Source organism: Dysgonomonas sp. Marseille-P4677, from assembly GCF_016652235.1.
Lineage (GTDB): Bacteria > Bacteroidota > Bacteroidia > Bacteroidales > Dysgonomonadaceae > Dysgonomonas.
This window is the reverse complement of sequence record NZ_JAEPKU010000200.1, coordinates 1-4,768: the sequence shown is the minus strand read 5'-3', so window position 1 is coordinate 4,768 and position 4,768 is coordinate 1. Positions and strand designations below refer to the sequence as shown.

Here is a 4,768-nt window from a genome sequence, read left to right as displayed (position 1 = left end):
CCGTATATCCGATAAGGAATATTCTTCTTACGTAATGCTTCTTCAAAAATACGTGATTGAGCATTTGTCCGATACAAAATTACAAAATCGCTATATGAAGCTTTCTTATCTCTACGCAAATCCCATATTTTATTAGAAACTATAACGCCCTCTTCAAAATCTGAAAAAGAACTCGATACTTCAATCCGTTCCCCCTCAACATTTTCAGAAAATACAGTTTTCTGTATCTGCTCTCTATTTTGTCTTATAAGACTATTGGCTGCATTTACAATATTTTGAGTAGAACGGTAATTTTGCTCTAATTTAAAAAGGCGCGATTCAGCATATACTTCTTTAAATTTCAATATATTATCGATATTCGCTCCACGGAATGAATAAATACTCTGTGCATCATCCCCTACTACACATACGCGATGATGTGCATCAGCCAATTGCTTCACAACCAAATATTGTGCAAAATTAGTATCCTGATACTCATCTACCAATATAAACTGAAAACGCTCCTGATAAGACTTTAACACGTCGGGATGATCTCTAAAGAGACAATTGGTATAAAACAACAAATCATCAAAATCCATTGTGTTAGACGCTTTCAACCTATTATTATATTCTCTGTAAATATCCTTTAATACAGGCATTTTAGACCGGGAGTCATATTCTACCAGTTCTTTATTCTGAGCATACATTTGAGGTGAAATCAATGCATTTTTTGCATTCGAGATTGTTCCCTGCACACGTGCCGGCTTATACACTTTATCGTCTAGCTGAAACTGTTTTATTATTGTTTTTATCATATTGCGAGAATCAGCCGAATCGAAAATTGTAAAATTAGACGTAAAGCCTATTTTCTCCGCCTCAGTTCGCAAAATACGTGAAAAGACAGAGTGAAATGTACCCATCCATAAATAACGGGCATACTGCCATCCTATAAGTTCGGCAATACGCTCTTTCATCTCACGAGCAGCCTTATTAGTAAAAGTCAAGGAAAGAATGCTCTGCGGATGATATCCTTGCTGTAATAGATACGCTATTTTATACGTAAGTACACGAGTTTTACCCGAACCTGCACCAGCTATAATAAGTGAAGGACCGTTTATATATTCTACAGCGTCACGTTGCTGCTTATTTAATTGACCAAGTAAATTATCCATAGAAATTGTGATAGTGAAACAAAGATAACTCTTAGTTATGAGTTATAGGAATTTTGGAAATACAAACTATACTAAAATATTTTCATCATATTTTTTACAATCTGTAGTTTAGTTTATCTATATATACTAAAGAAGTTTAGCTCCACTCTACCAACATCGCATTAAGGTAACAGTATAAAACTTTAGAAAAGATGTAACTTTTGTCACCTTTTAGTTAAAATAAAACTGAGTATCAGATACTATAAGAAAAAGAAATATATTATCTTTATCTATAATAAAAAATAAACAACATGAAATATAACTTTTGTGGTAAAAGTGGATTACAACTGCCGGAAATATCACTTGGATTATGGCATAATTTTGGAGATGTGGACAGCTTCGAAACTGCAACATCTATGATTCTACATGCTTTCGATAATGGAATAACCCATTTCGATTTAGCAAATAATTATGGACCTCCTCCAGGTAGTGCCGAAACAAATTTTGGGAAGGTATTAGTAAAAGAATTGAAAGGCCATCGTGATGAACTTATTATTTCGTCCAAAGCCGGGCATCTAATGTGGGATGGACCATATGGAGATGGTGGCTCCCGAAAATATATAATGGCCAGTATCAACCAAAGCTTGAAACGTACCGGGTTGGAATATTTCGACATATTTTATTCACACCGTTACGACCCGCAAACTCCCATTGAGGAAACGATGCAAGCCCTAATAGATATTGTACGCCAAGGCAAAGCATTGTATATTGGCATATCAAAATATCCTCCACAAAAAGCTATAGAAGCATACGAAATACTAAAATCGCAACATGTACCCTGCCTTATCTATCAGGATAAATACAGTATGCTTGTACGTGAACCTGAAAAAGAACATATGGCTATCAACGAAAAATATGGTGTGGGATTTATAGCTTTTTCTCCTTTAGCTCAAGGTGTACTTACTAATAGATATCTACATGGTATACCTGAGAACTCACGAGCACATAAGAGCCACGGATTTTTACAGGAAAGTGAAATAACCTCAGAGGTTATCAAAAAGGTTACAGCATTAAATAACCTAGCTACTCAACGAGGACAGACTCTTGCCGAAATGGCTTTAGCATGGCTGTTACACAATAAGCAAGTAACATCGGTTATTATAGGGACAAGCTCCCTTGCGCAGTTAAAAGACAATCTGAAAGCAAAAGAAAATTCAAAATTCTCTACTGATGAACTAGAGTTAATAGAAAGAATACTCGCCTAAATATTAAAACAATAAGCATCCCTATAGTAGAGATGCTTATTGTTTTTTTATGTCATTATAATTTACATCGTTAAAGCAATATTGTTTTCTTCGGCCATGCGACGTATATTTAAGATTGCATAACGCATCCGACCCAATGCTGTATTAATACTTACACCTGTTTTATCTGCAATTTCTTTAAAGCTCAAATCCTGATAATAGCGCATTTCAAGAACTTCCCTCTGGCTTTCGGGCAAATGCAGTATTAACTTACGCACATCCGATGTTATTTGCATCCTTACCATTTCATCTTCGATAGTACCATCGCAAAGAGATGAATTATTTAACAAATCTATTGGAGCTTCATCATTCGATATCGTATTTTCATTTTTTTCCTGACGAAAGTAATCGATGATGAGATTGTGAGCAATACGGGATATCCATGCACGAAACTTACCTGTTTCTGTATAACGCCCTTGTTTAATGGTTACTATAGCTTTAATAAAGGTATCCTGAAAAATATCTTCAGCCAATTGCCTGTCACGTACAGTAAAGTAAATGTAGTTAAAAACACTTTGTTTATGTCTGGACAAAAGAATGTCGAAAGCAAAATTATTGCCATTAGAATAATCTGTGACCAATTGTTCGTCGGTCATTGTTATTAATGTTTCCATTATCTCTTATATATTAGTTTTCAAAAGAGTAATGTATATTCTATAGGCTATTGGTTTTGAGGGTTAATAAATATTGCTGCGTTAACAATACAAATAAAAAGCAAATTTACTTAACATACAAATGACAAAAGATTATTTAACAATATCAATCTATTTTATTAAAAAAACACTTTTTATATATCTAAATACAAAGGCCCCGCATTTCACATGGAGACCTTTGATATCATATTTAAATAGAATTACTCCTTATCTGTATCAATAACTTTCCATACTCCGGCTGCTATAGCTGCACCTAAAAATGGAGCGATAATAAATAACCAAAGTTGAGATAAAGCTTTTCCACCTTCTATAGCATCGAATATAGCAGGACCAATACTACGAGCTGGATTTACAGATGTACCTGTTATTGGAATACAAACGATATGTACCAAAACCAAGGTTAGACCGATAGCTAGACCAGCAAAGTTTCCGGCTCCACCCTTCGATGTAGAACCTAATACTACAAGTAAAAAAATAAAGGTAAATACTGTCTCCGCGATAAAAGCAGTGAGCATTGCACCATCTCCAAATCCATTAGCTCCCGTCAAAGTTGTTGTAGAACCTGAATCTTTTGCTAAAATATACAATATTGCCGAACCGATAATAGCCCCAAACACCTGAAAGACCATATACATACCGGCATCCTTTCCCGATATCTTTTTCGAGATCAGCATACCAAGCGTAATGGCCGGATTGATATGACACCCTGAAACTTTACCGATCGTATAAGCCATGGCAACGACCGACAAACCAAAAGCAAATGCTACGCCTAGTGTCCCAATTGATGCAAAAGGCTGGAGCGCCCCGGCAAAAACTGCACTACCACAACCCATAAGTACCAGAACCATGGTACCTATCATTTCTGCTAAATACTTTTTCATTATATTTTCCCTCTAAGTTTAATTAAACAATTGTGCTAATGTGAAAATTCATGTTAATAATACAATAGTACGAATTTATATATTAAAAACAAACAATCACAAGATGTATATTCTAATTTGACATAATAAACATATTTTATAGAATAAACACATCTAGATATCTTTTTGTTTTTATTTTATCTATATCATACTGATAACAAACAAGAAATACGTATAAAAGATTAGTAATTTACAAAGTTTTTATCTTAACAATAAAGATCAATGTTTATATTTGTATTATGTTCGGAAGTATATAAAAACTAGAATAATTATTATGAAGAAAATTATATTTATTACATTATTCGGGTTACTCTGTATTACCAGTTGTAACAAAAAATCGGAGGTTGCTCAAGAAGATGCAATTGTAGTAAAAACAGGCATGGATGACGAAAGAACCGGTGATGAATTAAAAATCGTTGCTATTATAACTGTTAAGCCAGAAGCGATAAATGATATTTTACCTATATTTCAAGCTGTAGTCCAAAGCAGTCAGGAAGAAGAAGGATGTATTTCATACAACCTCCATCAAGATATAGCTAACCCTACTAAGTTTATAATGCTGGAAGAATGGGAATCGCAAGATGCTATTAATTTTCACAATAATACAGATCACTTTAAAATCTTTAAAGAGGCATCGAAAGACCTGATCGAAAAATCGGAGGTGAGTATTTTAAAATTGGTCTATTAACAGACATTAGATAAAAAGATAAAGTAATAAAAATAAAGAAAAAATATATGTTCTTTGTCTTATCTATTCCTGT

The 4,768-nt window shown here is 33.9% G+C and carries 5 protein-coding genes; 2 read left to right on the top strand and 3 right to left on the bottom strand.

Annotation, left to right across the window (positions count from 1 at the left end; all coding sequences use genetic code 11):
* A partial coding sequence (locus JGH11_RS19010; protein ID WP_201114417.1) for an ATP-dependent helicase occupies positions 1-1,151 on the bottom strand: 1,151 nt, incomplete at its 3' end.
* A gap of 290 nt (positions 1,152-1,441) precedes the next feature.
* Between JGH11_RS19010 and JGH11_RS19005 the strand changes: the two genes are divergently transcribed.
* Positions 1,442-2,395 (top strand): aldo/keto reductase, encoded by a 954-nt coding sequence (locus tag JGH11_RS19005; RefSeq protein WP_201114415.1) that lies wholly within the window; start codon positions 1,442-1,444, stop codon positions 2,393-2,395.
* Positions 2,396-2,457: 62 nt separating this feature from the next.
* Here the strand turns inward: JGH11_RS19005 and JGH11_RS19000 are convergent, their stop codons facing one another.
* Together JGH11_RS19000 and JGH11_RS18995 are read right to left on the bottom strand one after the other, a co-directional pair.
* The gene (locus tag JGH11_RS19000) at positions 2,458-3,048 is read right to left on the bottom strand and encodes an RNA polymerase sigma factor (protein ID WP_201114413.1); all 591 of its coding nucleotides are present in this window, start codon (positions 3,046-3,048) and stop codon (positions 2,458-2,460) included.
* A gap of 239 nt (positions 3,049-3,287) precedes the next feature.
* Entirely contained in the window at positions 3,288-3,968 is a 681-nt protein-coding gene (locus JGH11_RS18995; protein WP_201114412.1) for an MIP family channel protein, read from the bottom strand.
* A gap of 313 nt (positions 3,969-4,281) precedes the next feature.
* Between JGH11_RS18995 and JGH11_RS18990 the strand changes: the two genes are divergently transcribed.
* Positions 4,282-4,695: a putative quinol monooxygenase gene (locus JGH11_RS18990; protein WP_201114411.1), complete on the top strand. Its 414-nt coding sequence runs from the start codon at positions 4,282-4,284 to the stop codon at positions 4,693-4,695.
* The last annotated feature ends 73 nt before the right edge of the window (positions 4,696-4,768 follow it).